The organism is Serpentinicella sp. ANB-PHB4 (assembly GCF_031432315.1).
Taxonomy (GTDB): domain Bacteria; phylum Bacillota; class Clostridia; order Peptostreptococcales; family Natronincolaceae; genus Serpentinicella.
The window spans coordinates 98,688-117,381 of sequence record NZ_JAVKGO010000005.1 but is presented as its reverse complement, the minus strand read 5'-3'; the positions used below and the strand labels follow the sequence as shown (position 1 = coordinate 117,381).

The following is an 18,694-nucleotide window of genomic DNA, read 5'->3' as shown; positions in this document are numbered from 1 at the left end:
AGCCATTTTTATTTAAGCTTAGGTGTTTGTTTATTCTTGATGATGACTGTTATTTTCCATAAATATAGTGGATACAGCAGCATATTCCTCATCGTTTTCAATATTAGCAAGTTCTGGTCCTGCTTCTGTTTCACTGTAAGCATATATTAAAGCAGTTTCTGAGTCTTTAGGTAAAATAGCTATATATTCTTTGTCTTTTACCTTAAAAATGTCAATTACATCGCATTCTAGTTGAGAATTATCCATTAAAGTTATGTAAATTTTGTTGTGATGATGATCATGGTTACAATTTTCATCACATTCATGATCATGGTTTGGATGATTTTCCATATGTATATCTCCTTTCTTAAAATTAATATTAATTTAATTATAGCCTAAACAGTATTAGAATATAAGATAGTATTTTAAATAAGAGGGTATAAATGTTAAAATATAAGTTAGAGTTAAAAAAAGGGGGTTAAATAATGTTACAAACGAATAAGTTACCTGTTGCAATCTTTAATGGTACTATTGCTACTACAAATGGTACATATTCTATACAAGACATAGAAGTTGAAGAAGCTAGAAACTATATAAATAACAATGGTTTCATTTCTGCTATAGGACATGAAGCTACGGCAAAAATTATGTCAGCGTTATTGGGAGTAAAAATCCCGATGAATAGAATACAATTTCAGCAAGAAGTAGGACAAATTGCTATCGTATTTAAATTAAATCAACGTCCAGATGAGGGGGTAATATTAACAGAAGAACAGTTGAAACAAATAGGTTTTAGACTAAAGATAATGGAAAGAATAGAATAGTAAGGTGCATACATGGTAAATTTATTACCACCATAAAATATATTTATAAAGGAGTTCAACAAAAGTGAAAACATCAGATATAGAAAAATATTCATCAGCAGTTACATTATCAGATATGGAAATTTTTATATTCCCAGAGTTACTTTACAGTTTAGTTTTAGCAAACATGATGTCCCCAGTAATATGGGAATGGAAAAAAGATCCATGGTTTGATAACATACATAAAATGAATCCATATAGGAGAATTTTAAGACTAAAGCAATTTATTATGGACAATTACGATTTTAATTTAGATCTAGAAACTTGGGGACTTACGACAAAAGAAGTTGAGCTTGACAGGTTTAAACCATTTATTGATGAAGACGTCATTAGTCGAAGTAACGCTTTATTTGGTTATGAAGGCGATAAGTACTATTTTAATGTAGATATAAGAAAACATTTTAGACTAGATAAATATGATTCAAATGTAATTCCTTATTGGAAAACGGAAACTGTAGAAGCGATGAATGCGTTTAAATATAGAGAAGGATATAAAAATGGGGCAGGAGAGTGCGTATCCCTTTCAACTTTATATGCTGCTGCACTATTTATTATATGTGATATCCCACTAGAAGATATTTATCTTTTAGCAACACCTTTACATTCTCAAAATTTTGTAGACGTAAAAGGTGGACTACTAACAAATAATAGAAGAATTGTAACAAAAAATATGTGGTTTAATGGTACAGAGTTAACTGTAAAAGCTCAAAGAGCAATGAGAAATGAGCAAGTGACAATTATATCGCATAGCACAGGCTATGTTCATGTGGTTTATCCTGAAGCCTCTATAGATACAGAGATATATAACAAATTTGAAAAAAAACTAAGTGATTTTCTTATTACAAAAATAGATGATGATATACTATGTAACTTCTTAAGACAAGAGAGTCATTTTCAAAAATGCTTCCAAGTAAAGCATAATATTAATGGGAAAATTCATTATATAGGCGCAGAAAAAGCATATGCATATGAACATACAAGCAACTTTAAAGTAAACAAACCAACTCGAGAAAAACTGTTCTCAGAAATCGATGAATATGAATTTTACCTAGAGCCATTAGAAAATCGTATTGACTTAGATGAACTAGGGGAGTTTTTTAACAACAAAAAGATTGATTTTAACAATCGCAATGAAATAGATGACCTTATTAATAACTTTAAGTGCGACCAGATGAATAAAAATGAAATACTAAGTGCATTAATGGATTTCTCATATCTTGAACCAAGATTGCCTGGGAAAAACAAAAAATTTGTTGAATCTAAACCTTTAAACATAACGAAAGAAATGGGTAGGGAAGATATTATCGCTTATTTAGAATCAATTAAAGAGGAAAATATAACAGCAGATTTAGCTTTTTATGCATATCGAGACTTTTCACGAATGTCTTGGGAACCTTTTATTAAGGCAGCATTTGAAAGAAACCCTGTTGCAATAGAAGAGACTAAGGATTATTCTATTAATGAGATTATACAAAAATTAGAATCAATGTCAGATAAGTCTATTTACAGTGAAAAAAGAATTGCACAACCGGATGAAGTATGGAATTTTCAACGAGGAGATGGTCTTGAGAAAGCCATATGTCTGGCTAATATTTATAAAAACAGATCTGAAAATGTTGAGGGTGAAATTATTGTGCAGCAAAATAAAGTAATAATTAAATTAAATGAAATGACTATAGAGTGGCCTTCAAGTAAGGGTCTAAATGGTAAAATTATAATAAAGTAAATATTAAATAAAATAATGAGCTATAGAATTAAATATTCTATAGCTCATTATTTTACAAAGTTTTATTCTTTAAAACTTGGGATAATTCTTAAAGTCAGTGTAGAGTCGTTTATGGAAGCATAAAGCACCTCTTTAAAGTTAGAATAACCTAAGTATGTAAGCTCATTTTTTAACCATTGTATATCTTTACCTAATGACTTCAAATTTTTGTGTTGAACAACGCCCTCTACAATTATGGCGACTGGTTGACCCATATTTGTTGTTTCAATATTTAAATGTTTGGGTGTAAGGGGAGCCACATCTTTTTTAGGTAAAATACTTAGTTCCCCATTAGGTTCTAATATAGCATAATGAATGTCCTTTAAATCAGGATAACCGAGAACCCTAGCAGCAGATAAAAGTTCTATTAAGGGGTATCTGGCTTTTTTTAGGTTATTATAAAGTATTTCCCCATTTTTTATAATAATAGTTGCTTCACCAACAATAAGTTTATTAAATGTTGGAATTGTACTTATCTTAGAAATAATTATATAAATACACGCAATAACTACCATTCCAGTAATAGACTGATGTATTCCTTGAATGTCTATTGGTGAAAAAGCTAAGTAAGCCAAAAAAACAATTGTTAGAAAATCGTGGGGTGTAAGTTGCGCCAATAATGATTTTCCTAAAAGACGAATAATAATAATTAAAAGGAGAAACATGAAAGTTAATGTGGTTAAGAAGATGACCATCTAAACACCTCATGACATTTTTGTAACGAATAGTCTATAATATAATCTTAACCAATTTTAATAGATCTTATCAGAGAAGATACGTAGATCAAAAAGAAAAGGTAGGAACATTTTTTGTTCCTACCTTTTTAAAAAGTTTGCTTATTTAGCTATTTTAGTTTAACCACTCAGCAACTTTATCTTGATTTTCATCAACCCATATACGTGCAGATTCATTAGGGTCCATACCTTCTGAATTCATATCCATTACAGTTGCAATGTCAGTATCTTCCCAGTGGAAGTTGTTGATAATGCTATATGCCTCAGGCATATCTTCTGCTAATCCTTGTCTTGCTAAAGTATGAATATCTTCGATTGCACCAAGAGACTCTTTTGGATCTTCTAACATTTTTAGATCCCAACGTCCGAATTTCCAGTGTGGAGACCATCCAGTAACAACGATTTCTTCTTCATTGTCGATAGCATCACTTAAAGCAGCGGCCATTACAGCGTCACTACCTTCTAGCAACTCATAATCTAGCCCATAGTCTTCAATAAGTGCTTCTGTAGCACCCATGATACCAGCACCAGGATCTATTCCAGTAATTACGCCATCTGCAATATCTCCATCTAGATCTTCAATTGAATCAATATCCATGTATTCAGGAACAACTAGTGCAAGTACTGCATCTCCACCAAAGTTAGAACCTAAGTCATCAATTTGGTCACCGTATTGCTCCATATAGTTACCATGTGTAAATGGTAACCATGCTGTTGTAATAAAGTCTATGTCATCTTCTGCAAGACCTTGATATAAAAGAGCTGCACTAGGATCTAATAGGTTTACTGTATAACCTGCATCCTCAAGTACTGTTTTCATAACATGTGTACTTGCAATAGCACAATCCCATGGCACATAACCAATTGTTATTTCTTTACTTTCTTCTGCGCCTCCAGTTGTTTCTTCAGCGTCTCCATTAGTGTCTGTTCCACCACAACCTACAAGAAATATCATTGCGGCTACTAACAATAAAGCTAGTACGCTTTTACTTTTCAAACTACTAAACATCAAAAAACCTCCCATAAAAATTTTATTTATTTTTAGCTATGTTCTGTGTAAGTTTATCAAGAATCATAGCAAGAATAACAACAGCTAAACCAGCTTCAAAAGCTGTTCCAACTTGTAGTCTTTGTATACCATTCCAAACCTCTCTACCTAGACCTCCAGCTGCAATCATAGCTGCAATAACTACCATTGATAAAGATAGCATGATAGTCTGATTAATACCAGCCATAATCGTTTCTTTTGCTAAAGGAATTTGAACCTTAACAAGTTTTTGAGTACCAGTTGAGCCAAATGAGTCTGCTGCCTCAATTAGTTCAGTAGGTACCTGCTTAATTCCTAAAGTAGTGAAGCGAATAGCAGGTGGTATGGAAAAAATAACAGTAGCGATTACACCAGGCACTTTACCTAAACCAAAGAACGAAACTGCTGGTATTAAGTATACAAATGCTGGCATCGTTTGCATAAAATCAAGTATAGGCATAATAATTTTATTTGCTATTTTGCTTTTAGCAGCAAGAATACCAAGTGGTACGCCAAAAATGATAGATACTATTGTAGCTGTTAACACCATTGATAAAGTAGTCATTGTAGCTGACCACAGTTCTAAATTGTTAATTAATAGTAAACCTATTAAAGTAAATAATCCACTTCGCTTGCCAACAAAATAGAAGGATAAAGCAGCTAAAATTAAAATAAGAATTAGTGGCGGTATAAACTCTAAGAAGTCTTCAAGATTTTCTAGACCAAAATCAAGTATGCTTGAGATTTGACGAAAAACAGGCCTAAAGTTCACCTTAAGAAAGTCTACTACCGCATCAACTGCTTCTGCTAAAGGAATTTTATTTCCAATAAAGCCTAATAAATTAAGATTCAACATTTGCCAATTCACCCCCTGCTAGCCCAGCTAATACAGCTCCACGTATAATAACACCTTGAAGCTTACCGTTTTCAACCACAGCAACAGGCACTTTGGCATCTGCTATAATAGCTAAAATTTCATTTATTGATGTATCAGGAGCAACCTGAAGATCATGTGGTTTTAAGATAGGTGTTAAACTCGTTTCTTTAGCTTCAACAGATTCTACTGCATCCTCTGCAGTTACAACACCTTGTAAGACTTTATTACGATCAACTACGAAAATAGATGAGATACTTTCTTCTTTCATTTTACGAAGCGCAACTCTTGGGCCATCTTTTAAAGATGCAACAGCACTTGGTTTAATCATAACATCTGAAGCTGTTAAAACCCTACTACGATCAACGTTCTCTACAAATTTAGCAACATAATCGTTTGCTGGATTTGTAAGTATACCTTCAGGCGTATCAATCTGTACGATTTCTCCATCTTTCATTAATGCAACTCGATCGCCTAATTTTAATGCTTCATTTAAATCGTGGGTAATAAAAATAATTGTTTTGTTCATTGAGCTATGTAAGTCTAAAAGCTCATCTTGCATTTCTTTTTTAATTAATGGATCTAGTGCACTAAAGGCTTCATCCATAAGTAAAATATCTGGTTCAATGGCTAAGGCTCTTGCTAATCCAACTCTTTGCTGCATTCCACCACTAAGTTGATTTGTTTTACTGTCTGCCCAACCTTTAAGGCCAACTAATTCTAGTGCTTCTCTAGATTTTTTTTCTTGTTCAGATTTATCTAGTCCTTGAATTTCAAGACCATAAGCAACATTTTCTAAAACTGTTTTATGGGGAAAAAGCGCAAAACGCTGAAAAACCATTCCTAGTTTTTTACGTCTAACTTCTCTTAGACTTTCCTTATCCATTTTTGTTATGTCCTCACCGTCTAGATAAATACTTCCTGAAGTGGATTTAATAAGACGATTGATACATCTAATTAATGTAGATTTACCACTACCAGATAAACCCATAATAACAAAGATTTCACCTTCGTTAACTTCAAAATTAGCCTTATTTATTCCTACTGTTTGTTTTGTTTTTTCGTGTATTTCATTTTTGGAGTAACCTTCATCTAAAAGCTTTAATGCTTTTTGTGGGTGGTCACCGAAAATTTTTACTAAATTCTCAACCTTTAACTTTGGCATATATGTCCCCCTATTAATGTTTTACTAACTTCCCACGGTTAATTTTGCATTACTAACTAATATCTTATCATAATGTATTAAACGTGGACAAATAAGTGATCTTTCCATTTAAAAGGAAATTATAGAATATTATAGACTCACAGACGATTAAACATACGTGAGTGGAAATATACTCTTATATAATGAGAAATACGCTTATATACATACAACATTCATCATTTACATGGTAATTAATGGCAAAATACTACCTTTATGTATAAATATCTACATAGAATTTAAATTTACTTTCAATTATTGACTAGTTCTTATAGAATGTATATAAAATTAAAATGTATATAAAATAATTTTTTAAAGTAGATTTGGAGGAAGATCGATGATAACAGATTTATTAGAAAATAACTTGGTAATATTTTTTACTATAATATTAGCAGCAATAATACTACGTAAGATTTTTACAAAGGTAATTTTAAAAATACTTTTAAGCATAACAAATAAGACAAAAACAAATCTTGACACGCAAATTGTAAAAGCTATGGAAAATCCATTGAAATCTTTTTTTATCATATTTGGTTTATTCGTAGCATTAAATTCCTTAGAGCTTGACCCGGAGTACAATCTTTTAACGTTACAAATTTTTCGTTCATCAATTATTATTTTATTAACATGGGGACTTTTTAATGTTTCAGATATCTTATCAACGGTTTTACTGAAAACAATTAACAAATGTGAAGTAGAAATAGAAGGGATATTTATACCATTAGTCTCTAAAGGTGTGAAAGTAGTATTAATTGCACTGTCAGTTAGTATTATTGCAGGGGAATGGGGATTTGATGTAAATGGATTTATTGCTGGACTAGGGATTGGAGGTTTGGCCTTTGCACTAGCAGCCCAGGATACATTATCTAATGTTTTTGGTGGATTCGTTTTAACGATTGATAAACCATTTGCAATTGGAGATTGGATTTGCACACCAAATTTAGAAGGAACAGTAGAAGAAATTTCTTTTAGAAGTACTAAAGTTAGAACTTTTGCTCACGCTATCGTTCACGTTCCAAATTCAACTTTAGTTAATCAACCAATCACAAACTGGAGCAGAATGGGGAAGAGAAGAATTACTTTTAATTTAGGTGTTGAATACGGCACGACAATTAACCAAATTAAAAATTCCATAGAGCAATTAAAAGGGATGTTAGAACAACATCCTGGAATACACAAGGAAACAATCTTTGTAAACTTCGATAAATTTAACGAAAGTAGTTTAGATATTTTTATTTATTGTTTTACAAACACAACAGTCTGGGGAGAATTTTTAGAAGTAAAACAAGATGTTAATTTAAAAATACTCGAAATTCTTAATGAAAATGGCGTATCTGTTGCTTTCCCATCAAGAGCAATTTATATGAAGGAAGAAGAAACTAATTAAAAGTGCTACAGACTTGAAAGGCCTAATATGACTTGAGCGAAAGGTTGTTTTTCTTTTATGTTTTTATAATCTTTAAAAGGACAACCTTTCGTTTTTATTCGTGTTAATATATACTCCATTGTAAATTTCTCTGGAGAAAGTGAAGCGTTAATTTCGTCCCAAAATAAAGGCGTCGCTACTAAAGCCTCTTCATTTCCTCTTAAGGAATAAGGGGCTATAATAGTTTTGCCTTCGGAATGCTGCAAATAATCAATGTATAGACGATCCTTTCTATTTTTTTTGAGACGTTCAACAGTAAATAAGTTTGGTTCTTTATTTATTAAGTATTGGGCAATGAACTCAGTGAATTGCCTTGTTTCATTATAATTAAAAGTATTTTCAGGCAATGGGATATAAACTTGGAGCCCTTTATTACCAGAAGTTTTAATAAGAGATTCAAGTTCGAGCTTATCAAAAATATCCTTAATTAAAAAAGCAGCTTCTAGCGCTAAATGAAAATGATTTCTAGACGGAGGATCTAAATCAAATACAATCTCGGAAGGTTTATTGGTATAAATCGTATTAAAAGGCACATGAAATTCGATAGAATTATGATTGCCCAGCCAAATAAGCGTAGCTAAATTAGAACAAATGATATAATCAATGTCTTGGTCTAGATGTGTTTCTACATAGTTTGGTGCATAGTCAGGACAATTTTTTTGATAAAAAGATTCCTTATCTATTCCATTAGGATAACGTATAACTGTTAATGTACGGTCTTTTAAATAAGGGAGCATAAAATCAGATAATTCAATAAGGTATTTCAAGTAGTCTAACTTAAGAATATTTTTTTTTGACCATATTGTTTTTGTAGGGTGTGTGATGTCTACAATTTTGTTGTCAATATTCAAAGCATATCTGTCTCTAGACTGGGGCATGATTTCTTCCTCCTGCTAATAGATAAAGTCGATAAATATAGGTGAACGCAAAATACCTTTAGAAGTGAAGCCACGACCTTTTAATCTACAATTCAAATGTGGGTCAATATAAACATATTGTGAATCTTCATGATTTTTTAGTTTTTTTGACAGTTTTAAAAATGCTTCTTTTTGAACTGATGTCATTCCATGTAAAACTAGACCTAAGGGTCTACTGTCAAGATGAGCACAAAGAATACTGTAATCAGATTTTCTATAACCAACAATAATAGCATCAGTTTCAATCCAATTTATTATTTTTAACCAGTTGCGGTTACGACTGCCTACATAAGATGAATTAATATTTTTAGCAACAATACCTTCAAGATTATTAGACTGTGCTGTCATAAAATATGCTAAACCATCTTTTTTAATATAGTTAATTTTTTTCATAAAGTCAGACGCTATATCTAAGCCATCTAAAATAGATTTCCTATCAGCTAATGGCATATCTCTTAAATCTTTTCCATCAAAATATAAAATATCAAAAACCATATAAGTTACAGGATATTTTTTTTCATATAAGTTGATTTTAGATTCATTTTTTAATCTGAAGCGTTTCATTACCAATTCAAAATTCTCTTTTTGAGCATTTTCATCAAAACAGACTACTTCACCATCTAAAATTATTTTTTTGTTATAAGGGGTTAACAGCTCAGCAAACGGTTTATTAACGATATTTCCATTACGGGTGTAGAGCATCGGTTTGTCAATATTCGAGTACTCTAGACGGATGCCATCAAATTTAGGTTCAAATATAAATTGCTCCGAGGAAAATGGATTTTTTGCAGTTTCTAATAACATAAGAGGAAAAAACATAATTTTAGGCCTTTTTACGAACTGGTGTTGTTTTTTTACTGTTTGCTTTCTTTTGAGAAGTTTTCTTACTTTTGGTCTTCTTAATACTCTCTTCTAGTGCTTGCATCAAGTCAACAACATTATTAACTTGCTCAGCTTCAACGCCTTTTTCATCCTTCATTTTTTCCTGTATTAATTCCATGAGAGCAGTACGGTAATCATCCGTAAACTTTTCAGGTTCAAATTTTTCTGTAAGCTGATTAATTAATAATGTTGCTGTATTAAGTTCCTTTTTAGATAATTCACTATCTTCTGGAACATTTGGAATATCAGCTATAGACCTAACTTCATCAGGAAAGTGTAAAGTTTCAACTAATAAAATATGCTTATATGGACGAATAACTGCTAGTTTCTCTTTAGATCGCATATGGATCTTTGCAAGTCCTATTTTTTCAGAATCTGTAAGTGAGCTTCTAAGTAGAGAATAAGCTTTTCCTCCACCATCACCGGGGCTTAAGTAATATGATTTATCAAAATATACTGGGTCTATTTCTTCTAATTTAACAAAATTTATAATATCTACAGCCTTTGCCTCTTGATCCTTTTTAAGCTTTTGCAACTCTTCTTGATCTAATTCAATAAACTTATCCATACTATACTCATATGCCATAATAATATCATCAGATGTTATTTCTTCATTGCAGTGTTCACAGCTTTTCTTATAACGAATAGGATGCTTACATTTTTTATGCAATTGCCTAAGCTTTATATCCTTATCTTCAGTTGCTGCATGAAGTTTAACAGGTATATTGACTAATCCAAAACTTATACTTCCTTTCCATACTGTATGCATATAAACGAACCACCTTTCAAAGATATGACTAGCTACTTTCTATATAAAGGGAAGATACAACATCCAAGACTTCCGTTTACTTTAATAAGTTCAGTAAAAGGAATATAAATGGACTTATAACCAAACCCTTGTAGTTTTTCATACAAAGAATAACTACTACAAAGGACTATTTTATTCCCTAAATTTACTATATTAGGGGCCAAATCAACTAGATCGTTGTTGTCAATTTTAATAATGGTATTAAAATGTTTCTCGATGTCTTTAGGATTATAAACTCCTTCAGAGAGAAGACAGGTATTTTCATCTAATATGTTGAAAACACAGTCTAGATGAATTTTAGATTTATCAATCACTACTTTAATAATTTCATAATTTAAGTTTAATTTGTCTATCTGTTCTTGTAGCTCTTTAGTAGCGGCACTGCTTGTACGATCGCTTTGTCCTACGAATATTTTGCTATTACAAGCAATAACATCGCCACCCTCAATTGTATTTTTCATTTGATAATACTTTATGTTATACTTAGTTAAAAATTTTAAAAAAGGACTGAGTTCTGGTTTTCTAATCGGATCAGTCATGTTACATACGAATAAATGATCAGTAAGAATAAAACCAACGTCTCTAGTGAATACTTGGTAGGGTGCGTCGATCAGATCTACTTCATATATTTCAACATCATGCTCCCTTAATGTGTCTAAAAATTTAGCATATTGTTCATGAAGTAATTTTTTATCAACAGTATTTTGAAATTTATTATATTCATTTATTATTTTTGCATGGGTTGGAGAAGCGACTAAACAACTGATCATTGTTGTAAAATCATTTCTACAATATATTTTCATCAATACTACCCCCAAGAAATATTTATTAAGTATCATTACCAAAATCACTATAAAAAATGACAATATATTTATTTACAACACAAAAAGAGGAAAGGATATTATGTTGTAGAAATAATAATAAGGGTATACATAGATAAAACAAAAAAATAAGAGAGGTGTATAACATGGCAATTGTAGAAGTGACAATTATCCCAATTGGGACTGAGACGCCTAGCATTAGTAATTATGTTGCCGCATGTCATAAAGTTTTAAAAGAAACGGATCTTAAGTATCAATTAACACCAATGGGAACAATCATAGAAGGAGAATTAAAGGCGATTTTAAAATGTATTGAAGATATGCATGAAGTACCTTTTAATAACGGTGCAATGCGAGTTGCCACGACAATTAAAATCGATGACCGTAGAGATCGGACTACAACTATGGAGAATAAGATGAAATCCGTTCATGAAAAATTATTATAAAAAATAGATATAGATAAAGAAAGGGTATTGCAATGAAGCTGGAGTACAACATGGTTTTTGGTAAGTTTGTCAAAAGAATAAATCGTTTTATTGCGCATGTTCAGATTAATAGCAAGATAGAAGTTGTACATGTTATGAATACTGGTCGATTAAAGGAATTACTAACCTTAGATGCTGATGTAATGTTATCATATGAACCATCAGCAAAGAGAAAAACTGCATATGACTTACGTATGGTAAAAAAAGATGGCGCGTGGATATCGATAGATTCACAACTGCCAAACAAAATTGTTGAAGAAGGTTTAAGGTTAAATACGATTAAAGAGTTAGCAGGTTATAATGATATCAAAAGAGAGTGTACATATAGAAAAAGCAGGTTTGACTTTAAAATATCAAAACAAGATAAACATTGTTTTATTGAGGTAAAAGGCGTAACTTTAGAGAAAAATGGTTGGGGCTATTTTCCCGATGCGCCAACTACGAGAGGACAAAAGCATATAGAAGAAATGATTGAAGCTGTAAAAGAAGGATATAGAGGGGTTATACTATTTTTAATACAGCATCCTCATATAAAGGGTTTTAGTCCAAATAAAGAAATGGATCCTCATTTTTCAAGTACATTAATAAAAGCACAAAGTGAAGGGGTAGAACTATTGGCTTATGGATGTAAAGTAGCAATAGATGAGATTAGCATTAGTAATAAAGTTGCTATAAAACTATAGGTAATACAAATTAACCTATACTAATAGGGGGAGGATGTGTTAAATTGGCATATACTTTAGTAGATATTTTAGACAAGTTCATATCAATTGAGGTTTATTTACAACAAATGTATACAGATATTGCTAACTCCAGTGTTGATCAAAAAATTAAAAATATCGCTTCAGTTTTCGCACTTGAAGAAAAACGACATGTAACTACATATATTAGCCTTAAAAGAGATATTGAAGGGAAACAACAAGTGGAAATAGACTTTGACTTGTATGACAGGATATCTAAAATAACAAATGAATTTAGTAATAATATTTTAAAGCCAGAAACAGATAATATCAAAGATCTGATACAATTTATGCTATATATAGAAAAGGAAAATCTAGCGTTAATTATTAGAATTCAAGATGTCCTATCCAGCAATTCCAAACGAATTGATTTTGGGGAAAGTGTTTTAGAAGACCTCTTAAGAGAAGAAGAAAAGCATATAAAAAATCTAGAGATGTTTGTTAAATAAACCTATATAATAAAAATCTATAAATGGAGAGTGAAGATTATGGTTACAACAATATTATTTGACTTAGATGGCACTTTGTTGCCATTAGATTTAGATATATTTATCGAAAATTATTTTAAGCACCTAAGTATAAAGCTTAAAGATCACTTTGAACCTAAATTATTAACAAAGCTAGTATGGGACTCTACTAGATCTATGATTGAAAGTAATGATAACTTAAAAACAAATGAAGAAGTATTTTTTGAAAACTTTTATAAGCACACCGACATTGAATCTAATGTATTAAATCCTATTTTTGATGAATTTTATACTAAAGACTTCAATGAGTTAAAAAAGATTTCGGATAGAAGCGATATAATGATAGATGCCATAGAAATATTAAAGGAAAAAGGTTACAATTTGGTAGTAGCTACAAATCCTATTTTTCCAGAAAAGGCAATAATCCATAGGATTAACTGGGCCGGATTAAATTATAAAGACTTTAAATTTATAACTACTTTTGAAAAAATGCATTACTGTAAGCCTAACCTTAACTATTATAAAGAGATATTAGAAAACATAAATACATCGCCTAATGAGTGTATAATGGTTGGAAATGATGTAGAAGAAGATATGGTAGCAAAAAAATTAGGGTTAGAAACATATTTAATTGAAGATCATATTATTCAACGATCAGGTGACTTAAGCAATGTTGATCACAAAGGTAATTATGAAGATTTTTTAAATTTTGCAAAGCACTTACCAAATAGGAGTTGAAGCCATGAAAGCACTAGTAATTTATTATTCATATGATGGGAACACAAAACTTATTGCAGAAAGTATTGCAGAAAGTATTAATGGTGATGTGATACAACTTAAACCTAAAAAAGAAGGCACTGCTAAGAAAAAAATTACAAAATATTTATGGGGCGGAAGTCAAGTATTAATGAATAAAACACCTGAATTGTTACCGTTAAATTTAGATATAAATGAATATGATATAATATTTATTGGCAGTCCCGTTTGGGCATGGACTTTTGCGCCGCCCATTCGAACATTTTTCAATAATTATGTAATAAAAAACAAGCACATTGCACTATTTAGTTGTCATGGTGGACAACTTGGTAAAACCTTTGTTAATATGAAAAAACAACTATCCGAAAATAATTTTGTTGGTGAAATTGATGTTTTTGAACCATTAAAAAAGGATACTAAAATTAGTACTGATAGAGTAAAAAACTGGGCAGAAGAAATAATGAATAATGTCAAAAAGTGAGGTTGAGCAATGAAAGATAATAGTGAAATCCATGTTGTTGTTGGTATGTCAGGAGGGGTAGATTCATCTGTTGCTGCATATTTACTAAAAGAACAGGGTTATAAAGTTACTGGTATATTTATGAAGAACTGGGATGAAACAGATGAGTTTGGTTATTGTACCGCTGCAGAAGATTTTGAAGATGTAAGAAGAGTATGTGAACAAATTGGCATACCATATTATACTGTTAATTTCGAGAAAGAGTACTGGGATAGGGTGTTTGTATATTTTTTAGATGAATATAAAAAAGGCCGAACACCGAACCCGGATGTAATGTGTAATAGAGAGATAAAATTCAAAGAATTTCTTGAACATGCATTAAAGCTTGGAGCAGATTATCTAGCTACTGGACATTACGCCCGTATAGGTAATGAAGATGGAGAATATCAATTGCTAAAAGGGATTGATAGTAACAAAGATCAGACATATTTTCTAAATACATTAGGACAATATGAGCTATCTAAAGCAATGTTTCCAATTGGGGATTTACCCAAGAATAAAGTGCGTCAAATTGCAGAAGAGCAAGGATTTATAACAGCAAAGAAAAAAGATAGTACAGGAATTTGCTTCATAGGAGAGCGGGACTTTAAAGATTTCCTTAGTAAATACATACCCGCAAAGCCAGGTAAAATAAAAACATTTGAAGGAGATATCAAAGGTCAGCATGAAGGGCTTATGTTCTATACATTAGGACAACGAAAAGGACTTGGTATCGGTGGGTCAGGTTCAGGAGAACCTTGGTTTGTTGCAGATAAAGACCTTAAAAATAATGTGCTATATGTAGTACAAGGTGAAAAACACCCCGCTTTATTTTCTGATGGACTGCTAGCAACAGATGTTCATTGGGTCAGTGAAAAAAATCAATATGAGAAGTTTAGTTGTACAGCAAAATTCAGATATCGACAACCTGATCAAGAAGTAAGTGTAGAAAAAGTGGATCAACAGACCTATAGAGTATACTTTAAAGAACCACAAAAAGCAGTGACACCTGGACAGGCAGTAGTATTTTACAATGGAGACGAATGTTTAGGCGGCGGTATTATTGATAAAACAATAGTTTATAAATAATTAAATGAAGTACCAAACCAATAGTAGTGTCTTTTGACACTGCTATTTTTATTTTATCAATCACCAAGAAATATGAAAAAGAAAAAGTGACGAAACATATTTATTGACATAAATATACAAACATTATAGCATTAATAGATGTACTTGGATGATTTGGTAAATAAGCATTTAGTCCTAAGTAGCTACAGGAGGAGTATAAAAATGGAAAATAGAAGAAAAATTAATAGAACAATTGCCTTACTAGTGGCTCTGTCAATTAGTGGTATAATACTTTATCATAATATACCAATGAAAAGCACTAATTTTAATTATGCATCGAAAATTACAACTTTTGATACTTTAGAACAAGTTATTGCATACTCAGATAAAATCATTTTAGGCACAGTTACAGATGTGGAAGACTTCAATCAAACCGTGTCGAAGTATACGTTATTAATAGACAAAAATCTTAAATCTGACACCAATGAAGAGAAAATAGAAGTATATGAATCCCAAGAAAAGTTATTAAAAGGTAATAGCTATATTTTATTCCTTGAAAACTTGGATCATCCTTTATACTCTGAACATTCATATACTTCCTTTGAAAAAAATTTGATTTTAGAGGTCGTAGAGAATGAAACAGTTACAAAAAGCAAAATATTTAATAATGAAACTGATTTAAATAAGATTATGAAGAAAATTAATAAATCAGATTATACAGTTGTGGAACAAAATAAAGACTATAAAGTTATAAATAAGCTTGATTCAATAAAAGACTTAGCTGAAGAATAGGATTACATTCTACATATAAAACCCAGAAAAATAACGAGACATAATAAAAATACTACAGAAGTAGAGGCTAATATTATAGAACAGCACAAAGGGATTCAATTAGGAAATGAAATAAATATTTTCTTACCTAGTGAAGTTGAAAATCAAAAAGAATACATAATATTCTTAAAGGATTATGAAGGTGGCATGTTACCAACTACAAGAAAGGGGAGTATTATCCCAAAAGGGCATGTAGAATTTAAAGAAGTATTAAAATTTTTGAGAAATTAAAAATAAGTTTTAGAATTAACATCTAGCTTTACGATATAAATAAGAACAGTAGTATTTTACAATGGAGACGAATGTTTAAGTGGCGGCATTATTGACAAAACAATAGTTTATAAATAATTAAATAAAGTACCAAACCAATAGCAGTGTCTTTTGACACTGCTATTTTTATTTTATTAATCACCAAAAAATATGAAAAAGAATAATATAATAGCACAGGTTTTTTTAATAAAAATTTAAGGAGGAGAGATTTATGAGTTATCAGGCTACTAATAATCAAGAGCAAATGACAAGCGCGCATTATCATATATACCCAATTCCTTTTATGCCTTTATATCCAAAGCTTGCAAATGCATATGTACCATATCAAAGATTTGTTTCTGCATTTCCTTTAAGTGAGGCTTTAGAAAAGGGAACATTATTTCCTGAACTTTATGACCCTTATGTACCAGAGAATAAAAAGTGGGGTGAAGTAAAATGAAACATCATGACAGAGAAGCATTACTAAGACAAATACAAGAGGTTGAGTTTGCAACCCTAGAATTAAATCTATATTTAGATACGCATCCAACTGATAACAATGCGCTTATTCAATATAATCAGTTATCGAATCAACTTTTGATGTTAAAACAACAGTATGACATGTGTTATGGACCATTATTGAATTTTGGATTCTCACCAAGTCAATATCCATTTAGATGGATCGAAGGGCCTTGGCCATGGGAAAGACAATATTAGAGGGTAAAGGAGGATAATTAAATTATGTGGATTTATGAAAAAAAGCTACAACATCCAGTAAGAATAGAGAAATGTGATTTAAGAATGGCTAAATACCTATATACTCAGTATGGCGGGCCAGATGGAGAGTTGTCAGCAGCAATCAGGTATTTAAATCAGAGATATACCATACCAACCAAAGAAGCAAAAGCATTATTAACTGATATAGGCACAGAAGAACTTGCCCATGTTGAAATGATAGCTACAATGATTTATCAGTTAACAGAAGGCGCAAGTGTAGAAGAACTTGAAGCAGCAGGGCTAGGTTCAAATTATGCAATTAGAGAAAGAGCATTATTCCCAGCAGATGCCAATGGGGTACCATGGACAGCAGCATATATTCAAGCCCATGCTGATCCAGTAGCAGATTTACATGAAGATATGGCTGCTGAACAAAAAGCAAGAACAGTATATGAAAATTTACTAGACTTAACCGACGACCCTGGTATGAAAGATGCCCTAAGATTTTTAAGAGAAAGAGAAGTTGTTCACTTCCAAAGATTTGGTGAAGCATTAAGAATTGTTCAAGAGTATAAAGAATCTAAAAAAATATTTTAATAAATAGTAAAAGGGGTGTAAATTTTATTTTACCCCCTTTTTAATTATGGAAATTTATGCTTTTTTAAAAAGGATATAAGTTCCGTTAATAATTATATTAATAACTCTAAAAACCCCTCATAAAATTCATTAGAGGGATTTTAATCTTTCATATGTGTAATAATCTTAGTGTTAATTGTAATAGAATTTTTTATTTACTTGTTGTATTGTCTTTCTATACACTGGTTTCTCTCTTTACATTTCTTTATCATAGTAATCCTCCAAAATTTAGAGGGTTTAACATAATGTTCCTAGGCCTACCGACGTCGAGCTTCTCTAAAAAACCACCTTACGATGTCCGTTAGATGATCGTTACTATATTTGTATCAAGGACATTATCCCAAATATAAATGTTAGTATTATTCCTATGATAGCTATTGGGATTGAATATTTATTTGCTTTTTTTAATTTTTCAACTGTTTCTTCTCTTAAATAAATCATGTTTGATAAAGAATATAGTTTTTCTTTAGCTTTTTCACTATCCTTATTTTGTATAAAGCTTAAAATATCATTACATATTATTTTTTCATTCTGTGGAAGTTTTTCAAAGGGTGAAAATATCTCTAAGTTCTTAATATATTCTTTAAAATTACTAATAGTATTGTTTAAATCATCTACTTCCTGAGGAAAAGCAATTTCCTCGCAAATTACTTCAACCACATAGTCTTGCATATATTTTTTGAATTTAAAATTATTTCTTTTCTTGTTAACCGAATTAAAAATTAACTCAATATCTTCAATTGATGTTAATTGATCATTTGTAATTGCTTTACTTATGGCTTCCTTAAAATTATAATAATTTTTATCTTCTCTTATATAAATATATCTTAAAAATGCAAAAAATCCTCCAGCAATAATACCTACATAAGTCATCATAAGAAATATTACGAATTTATTCATATAATCATCCTTTTAGAGTGTAATGTTATGTAAAGATCCCGTATTTGCG

At 31.0% G+C, this 18,694-nt stretch carries 23 protein-coding genes; 13 read left to right on the top strand and 10 right to left on the bottom strand.

Translation table 11 applies throughout. The annotated features are described in order from the left end of the window. Positions 1-30: 30 nt before the first annotated feature. Entirely contained in the window at positions 31-330 is a 300-nt protein-coding gene (locus tag RH915_RS06055; RefSeq protein WP_310478597.1) for a DUF1292 domain-containing protein, read from the bottom strand. A gap of 134 nt (positions 331-464) precedes the next feature. On the opposite strand from RH915_RS06055, the gene RH915_RS06050 reads away from it, so the two are divergent. Both RH915_RS06050 and RH915_RS06045 read left to right on the top strand, forming a co-directional pair. After that, positions 465-803 carry a YddF family protein gene (locus RH915_RS06050; RefSeq protein WP_310478595.1) on the top strand — a complete coding sequence of 113 codons (339 nt, stop codon included), beginning with the start codon at positions 465-467 and terminating at the stop codon, positions 801-803. 64 nt (positions 804-867) lie between these two features. Beyond that, positions 868-2,568 (top strand): hypothetical protein, encoded by a 1,701-nt coding sequence (locus RH915_RS06045; protein ID WP_310478594.1) that lies wholly within the window; start codon positions 868-870, stop codon positions 2,566-2,568. A 62-nt stretch (positions 2,569-2,630) separates the two neighbouring features. On the opposite strand, the gene RH915_RS06040 is transcribed toward RH915_RS06045, so the two are convergent. The 4 genes from RH915_RS06040 to RH915_RS06025 all read right to left on the bottom strand — a co-directional run bounded on the left by RH915_RS06040 (position 2,631) and on the right by RH915_RS06025 (position 6,407). Further along, on the bottom strand, positions 2,631-3,302 hold the full coding sequence (locus RH915_RS06040) for a DUF421 domain-containing protein (RefSeq protein ID WP_310478592.1): 672 nt from the start codon (positions 3,300-3,302) through the stop codon (positions 2,631-2,633). A gap of 154 nt (positions 3,303-3,456) precedes the next feature. After that, positions 3,457-4,350 carry a glycine betaine ABC transporter substrate-binding protein gene (locus RH915_RS06035; protein WP_310478591.1) on the bottom strand — a complete coding sequence of 298 codons (894 nt, stop codon included), beginning with the start codon at positions 4,348-4,350 and terminating at the stop codon, positions 3,457-3,459. Between the two features lie 22 nt (positions 4,351-4,372). Continuing rightward, on the bottom strand, positions 4,373-5,224 hold the full coding sequence (locus RH915_RS06030) for an ABC transporter permease (protein ID WP_310478590.1): 852 nt from the start codon (positions 5,222-5,224) through the stop codon (positions 4,373-4,375). Next, complete coding sequence (locus RH915_RS06025) at positions 5,211-6,407, bottom strand: quaternary amine ABC transporter ATP-binding protein (protein WP_310478589.1); 1,197 nt, start codon at positions 6,405-6,407, stop codon at positions 5,211-5,213. The genes RH915_RS06030 and RH915_RS06025 overlap by 14 nt, the downstream gene beginning before the upstream one ends. Before the next feature lie 373 nt (positions 6,408-6,780). Between RH915_RS06025 and RH915_RS06020 the strand changes: the two genes are divergently transcribed. Beyond that, the gene (locus tag RH915_RS06020) at positions 6,781-7,830 is read left to right on the top strand and encodes a mechanosensitive ion channel family protein (RefSeq protein ID WP_310478588.1); all 1,050 of its coding nucleotides are present in this window, start codon (positions 6,781-6,783) and stop codon (positions 7,828-7,830) included. A gap of 5 nt (positions 7,831-7,835) precedes the next feature. Here RH915_RS06020 and ligD read toward each other — a convergent pair whose 3' ends face one another. From ligD to RH915_RS06000, 4 genes are read right to left on the bottom strand one after another with little or no spacing between them, the layout of a single operon-like run. After that, on the bottom strand, positions 7,836-8,747 hold the full coding sequence (ligD, locus tag RH915_RS06015; RefSeq protein WP_310478586.1) for a non-homologous end-joining DNA ligase: 912 nt from the start codon (positions 8,745-8,747) through the stop codon (positions 7,836-7,838). A 15-nt stretch (positions 8,748-8,762) separates the two neighbouring features. After that, positions 8,763-9,605: an ATP-dependent DNA ligase gene (locus tag RH915_RS06010; protein ID WP_310478585.1), complete on the bottom strand. Its 843-nt coding sequence runs from the start codon at positions 9,603-9,605 to the stop codon at positions 8,763-8,765. A 4-nt stretch (positions 9,606-9,609) separates the two neighbouring features. Continuing rightward, a complete protein-coding gene (gene ku, locus RH915_RS06005) occupies positions 9,610-10,437 on the bottom strand; it encodes a non-homologous end joining protein Ku (protein WP_310478584.1) in 828 nt (275 codons plus the stop codon). A 32-nt stretch (positions 10,438-10,469) separates the two neighbouring features. Then, entirely contained in the window at positions 10,470-11,279 is an 810-nt protein-coding gene (locus RH915_RS06000) for a dimethylarginine dimethylaminohydrolase family protein (RefSeq protein WP_310478583.1), read from the bottom strand. A 164-nt stretch (positions 11,280-11,443) separates the two neighbouring features. On the opposite strand from RH915_RS06000, the gene RH915_RS05995 reads away from it, so the two are divergent. From RH915_RS05995 to RH915_RS05950, 10 genes are all read left to right on the top strand, one after another. Then, positions 11,444-11,743, top strand: a complete 300-nt coding sequence (locus RH915_RS05995) for an MTH1187 family thiamine-binding protein (protein ID WP_310478581.1) — start codon at positions 11,444-11,446, stop codon at positions 11,741-11,743. A 32-nt stretch (positions 11,744-11,775) separates the two neighbouring features. After that, on the top strand, positions 11,776-12,465 hold the full coding sequence (sfsA, locus tag RH915_RS05990) for a DNA/RNA nuclease SfsA (RefSeq protein ID WP_310478580.1): 690 nt from the start codon (positions 11,776-11,778) through the stop codon (positions 12,463-12,465). 44 nt (positions 12,466-12,509) lie between these two features. Continuing rightward, complete coding sequence (locus tag RH915_RS05985; RefSeq protein ID WP_310478578.1) at positions 12,510-12,971, top strand: hypothetical protein; 462 nt, start codon at positions 12,510-12,512, stop codon at positions 12,969-12,971. Positions 12,972-13,010: 39 nt separating this feature from the next. After that, positions 13,011-13,727, top strand: a complete 717-nt coding sequence (locus tag RH915_RS05980) for an HAD family hydrolase (protein ID WP_310478577.1) — start codon at positions 13,011-13,013, stop codon at positions 13,725-13,727. Positions 13,728-13,731: 4 nt separating this feature from the next. Continuing rightward, complete coding sequence (locus tag RH915_RS05975) at positions 13,732-14,226, top strand: flavodoxin family protein (protein ID WP_310478575.1); 495 nt, start codon at positions 13,732-13,734, stop codon at positions 14,224-14,226. A gap of 9 nt (positions 14,227-14,235) precedes the next feature. Then, positions 14,236-15,333, top strand: coding sequence for a tRNA 2-thiouridine(34) synthase MnmA (mnmA, locus tag RH915_RS05970; protein WP_310478574.1), 1,098 nt, complete (start codon positions 14,236-14,238; stop codon positions 15,331-15,333). A 201-nt stretch (positions 15,334-15,534) separates the two neighbouring features. Further along, positions 15,535-16,104 carry a hypothetical protein gene (locus tag RH915_RS05965; protein WP_310478572.1) on the top strand — a complete coding sequence of 190 codons (570 nt, stop codon included), beginning with the start codon at positions 15,535-15,537 and terminating at the stop codon, positions 16,102-16,104. A gap of 520 nt (positions 16,105-16,624) precedes the next feature. Further along, positions 16,625-16,852, top strand: coding sequence for a spore coat associated protein CotJA (locus RH915_RS05960; RefSeq protein ID WP_310478570.1), 228 nt, complete (start codon positions 16,625-16,627; stop codon positions 16,850-16,852). Beyond that, positions 16,849-17,109 (top strand): spore coat protein CotJB, encoded by a 261-nt coding sequence (locus RH915_RS05955; protein ID WP_310478569.1) that lies wholly within the window; start codon positions 16,849-16,851, stop codon positions 17,107-17,109. Before RH915_RS05960 ends, RH915_RS05955 begins: the two co-directional genes overlap by 4 nt. 24 nt (positions 17,110-17,133) lie before the next feature. Further along, positions 17,134-17,706 (top strand): manganese catalase family protein, encoded by a 573-nt coding sequence (locus RH915_RS05950; protein WP_310478568.1) that lies wholly within the window; start codon positions 17,134-17,136, stop codon positions 17,704-17,706. Positions 17,707-18,060: 354 nt separating this feature from the next. Here RH915_RS05950 and RH915_RS05945 read toward each other — a convergent pair whose 3' ends face one another. Then, on the bottom strand, positions 18,061-18,645 hold the full coding sequence (locus RH915_RS05945; protein WP_310478567.1) for a hypothetical protein: 585 nt from the start codon (positions 18,643-18,645) through the stop codon (positions 18,061-18,063). Between the last annotated feature and the right edge of the window lie 49 nt (positions 18,646-18,694).

Coding starts and splice junctions, on each gene's coding strand:
- RH915_RS06035 (WP_310478591.1), bottom strand. CDS start 4,350: ATGTTTAGTAGTTTGAAAAGTAAAAGCGTACTAGCTTTATTGTTAGTA.
- sfsA (WP_310478580.1), top strand. CDS start 11,776: ATGAAGCTGGAGTACAACATGGTTTTTGGTAAGTTTGTCAAAAGAATA.
- RH915_RS05975 (WP_310478575.1), top strand. CDS start 13,732: ATGAAAGCACTAGTAATTTATTATTCATATGATGGGAACACAAAACTT.
- RH915_RS06000 (WP_310478583.1), bottom strand. CDS start 11,279: ATGAAAATATATTGTAGAAATGATTTTACAACAATGATCAGTTGTTTA.
- ku (WP_310478584.1), bottom strand. CDS start 10,437: ATGCATACAGTATGGAAAGGAAGTATAAGTTTTGGATTAGTCAATATA.
- mnmA (WP_310478574.1), top strand. CDS start 14,236: ATGAAAGATAATAGTGAAATCCATGTTGTTGTTGGTATGTCAGGAGGG.
- RH915_RS06055 (WP_310478597.1), bottom strand. CDS start 330: ATGGAAAATCATCCAAACCATGATCATGAATGTGATGAAAATTGTAAC.
- ligD (WP_310478586.1), bottom strand. CDS start 8,747: ATGCCCCAGTCTAGAGACAGATATGCTTTGAATATTGACAACAAAATT.
- RH915_RS05945 (WP_310478567.1), bottom strand. CDS start 18,645: ATGAATAAATTCGTAATATTTCTTATGATGACTTATGTAGGTATTATT.
- RH915_RS05955 (WP_310478569.1), top strand. CDS start 16,849: ATGAAACATCATGACAGAGAAGCATTACTAAGACAAATACAAGAGGTT.
- RH915_RS05995 (WP_310478581.1), top strand. CDS start 11,444: ATGGCAATTGTAGAAGTGACAATTATCCCAATTGGGACTGAGACGCCT.
- RH915_RS06020 (WP_310478588.1), top strand. CDS start 6,781: ATGATAACAGATTTATTAGAAAATAACTTGGTAATATTTTTTACTATA.
- RH915_RS05960 (WP_310478570.1), top strand. CDS start 16,625: ATGAGTTATCAGGCTACTAATAATCAAGAGCAAATGACAAGCGCGCAT.
- RH915_RS05980 (WP_310478577.1), top strand. CDS start 13,011: ATGGTTACAACAATATTATTTGACTTAGATGGCACTTTGTTGCCATTA.
- RH915_RS06040 (WP_310478592.1), bottom strand. CDS start 3,302: ATGGTCATCTTCTTAACCACATTAACTTTCATGTTTCTCCTTTTAATT.
- RH915_RS05965 (WP_310478572.1), top strand. CDS start 15,535: ATGGAAAATAGAAGAAAAATTAATAGAACAATTGCCTTACTAGTGGCT.
- RH915_RS06050 (WP_310478595.1), top strand. CDS start 465: ATGTTACAAACGAATAAGTTACCTGTTGCAATCTTTAATGGTACTATT.
- RH915_RS06025 (WP_310478589.1), bottom strand. CDS start 6,407: ATGCCAAAGTTAAAGGTTGAGAATTTAGTAAAAATTTTCGGTGACCAC.
- RH915_RS05950 (WP_310478568.1), top strand. CDS start 17,134: ATGTGGATTTATGAAAAAAAGCTACAACATCCAGTAAGAATAGAGAAA.
- RH915_RS06010 (WP_310478585.1), bottom strand. CDS start 9,605: ATGTTTTTTCCTCTTATGTTATTAGAAACTGCAAAAAATCCATTTTCC.
- RH915_RS06030 (WP_310478590.1), bottom strand. CDS start 5,224: ATGTTGAATCTTAATTTATTAGGCTTTATTGGAAATAAAATTCCTTTA.